This is a genomic window from Citrobacter sp. JGM124, from assembly GCF_018257795.1.
Classification (GTDB): domain Bacteria; phylum Pseudomonadota; class Gammaproteobacteria; order Enterobacterales; family Enterobacteriaceae; genus JGM124.
Genome location: NZ_JAERJD010000029.1, coordinates 1 through 2,558 on the forward strand (window position 1 = coordinate 1; position 2,558 = coordinate 2,558).

General features: G+C 56.2%; 3 protein-coding genes. All 3 read right to left on the bottom strand.

Translation table 11 applies throughout. The annotated features are described in order from the left end of the window. On the bottom strand, window positions 1–1,667 hold a 1,667-nt coding region (locus tag JK154_RS17550), incomplete at its 3' end, for a T6SS effector BTH_I2691 family protein (RefSeq protein ID WP_283093683.1). 147 nt (window positions 1,668–1,814) lie between these two features. Then, on the bottom strand, window positions 1,815–2,117 hold the full coding sequence (locus JK154_RS17555) for a hypothetical protein (RefSeq protein WP_249215996.1): 303 nt from the start codon (window positions 2,115–2,117) through the stop codon (window positions 1,815–1,817). A gap of 85 nt (window positions 2,118–2,202) precedes the next feature. Further along, window positions 2,203–2,558 (bottom strand): DUF6708 domain-containing protein (locus JK154_RS17560; RefSeq protein WP_349291115.1); only part of this gene is annotated, 356 nt, incomplete at its 5' end.

Genomic DNA, 2,558 nt, shown 5'->3' on the forward strand with positions numbered 1-2,558 from the left:
TCCAGCGCCTTGCCGTGTATCCCCATCAGCTCATCCACCACCAGGGCACTCCCGCCGCGTGGGGCCTCCTTCAGCCCCAGTTGCTTGCCGATAACCTCAAAGGTGGCATTATTTTTTGATACCCTCTGGCGTAAGGCCGCATCGCTCTGCAGCCGTTGTTTCAGTTTCCTGAGCGTGGTGTGCCAGGTCACCACCACCGTGGACTGCCCGGCGGTCAGCATCGCCCCCTGGGTCATCGCCATATACCCCTTGCGGGTGGCGTCTGATACTGCCACTCCAGGCCGGCTTATCGAGCCGCTCAGTGCCACCAGGCGAGTGGCGAAACTGCGCTGAATGGCGGAATTTTTCAGGATATTGGCGAACTCATCCGAGGTCGTGCCCGTTTTAAGGTCGGCGTAAAGATTCCCCCCGCTGAACAGGGTCCCCGCCAGCGAGGTCTGCATCCCGGTAAAGCCCAGATATGCCGGTGAGGTCGCAGAGTTCAGCCAGTGCTCACCCCAGACCTTATCCGTGGCCTTTCCCTGCGCGCCGCCCTGCACACAGGCCGCCACCGTCAGCATCTGCCACGCCCAGCCTGACGCACAGGATTCCGGGGCATAATCCTGCTCTATCACCCGTCGCCATAAATCGTGCTGATACCAGGCGGCCAGGTCTTTATCAATGGCATCAAAGCGGGCCATTGGCGTGGTGAAATGGCTGGCAAACTCCTGCGCAAAGGCGGCTCTCCTAGGTTCGTCATAACTTTCCAGTATCCGGGCATACTGGCTGGCGAAGGTTTCCTCTGCCACCTGCTCTTTCGGAATAGTTTTCGGGCCGTAGCCGCCCAGTGCCGGACCGGTGGCTTGCATACGGGGCTGACTCTTTTCTGCAATCCCCTTTTTCAGCACATCCAGATACCAGGTGATGGCCTCAGAAATCATGTGCTTGTGGAAAATACCCGGCTGCTCAATATATTCATTGGCTTCTTCCAGCAGCATAAGCCGGCCAACGTTCAGCTCCTGTACAACCCCCACCACATCATCTACCGGCACTGCCATCACCGGGCATTTGTACTCCTCGGTAAGCCGGTTGATATAGCTACTCATCCACTGCATTTTTTGGGGGGCGGTGCGGGGGTGAAAACCGTGTGCGCCACCGGTGACACTGCCATCCACCTTTGCCGTACTGGCAAAGAAGTTTGTGGCATACTCCGCAACATTTCGGGTCAGGGAAGAGAGAGTGTTGTCAATTACCAGTGCGCCATCGGCTGTCACCTTGCCGTCTTTGCTGACGATGAGTTTAGTAAAGCGACTGTCCGGACGGTCGCCATTCTGGTAGCCCTTCAGCACCTCAGGGCTCCAGGCATCGCTGCTGAACGCCAGCCAGACGGTTCTGTCCCTGTGGTTGTCGACATGCAGAAAGCTGCATTTGATGTCGTGATTTTCCTGCCGGCAGCCTGATGACAGCGGGGCCACCGTGCCACTCTCTGGCATTTCTCGGGCATTGAAGTAACGCAGGCACCCTTCCGCCGTAACCTCATACCCTTCCCATATGCTGTTATCGAGCAGAACGTACAGATAGCCCATGCGCAGGGTGCGCAGGCCATACTTGAATTCACCGCCGGTCAGCTCAACGTCCTGTTTCGGTACGACGGGATGCCAGTCGGTTCTCACCGTATGATGCGGCATCACCGCCACACGCAGCGGCAGGATGGGAACGCCCTTTCTTTCACACGACTTACAGCCTGAAGGCGTGCAGGCTGCCTGCTGACTGGCCGCGGCGTTCTTATTTGCCTGTGCTTTCATATCCATCATCAAATTCCTTTCTCAGTCGCGTCATTCTTGCCGCAGTTCCTGCCAGACAGCGTCCGGCAGGGTCTGAAGCAGTTGCGTAAAATGCAGCTCCGGGTTTTCCATGGCTTCTTCCAGCAGGGCCTGTACCGCTGCATGTGTGGTGATATCAACAGGCAGAGTCAGGGCATTAAGTGCCAGACACAGCCGATCGCTGAGATGATGCAGCCCCACTTCTTCGGAGGCAGACCAGGCATCAGCAGCAAGGCGCACTGCCTCCACTGGTAAATCGTCACGAGATGCATGCCAGACGCTGACATCCGGTATATTTTTGAGTTCGACAGGCATAGTACTGTTCTTGTTTTGAGGTAACGGCAATGAATAGCAGGCTGGCTGCATTCTATAGGCGAATTCACCAAATTCCTGCCAGGGATTATTTTGCAGAGTCGGTTAATATTTTGGGGTGTGAAACGGATGGTTGTTCGCCACCTGGTGCCGTGGTGGATTCCTGTTCCCACTCTTCCGGCCATTTATCTGCTTTTCGTGGACGCCAGCTGTCGGGTCTGCCTTTATTTTTGGGCTCTGCGGGTACTGGCTCGCCTTTCATATACAGGCAGAGGAAACTCCAGACTTGCTGTAAATCTGCGGGCTCTCCGTCTGCAAGCTGGAAACGATGGATAACATTATACGTTCCCGGTTCGCAGACCGAGCCCCATAGCTGATGGCCCGAGCGGTAACGATCGCTGCAATACCGGATTTCACCATGAACATCAGCCCAGTTATATCGAG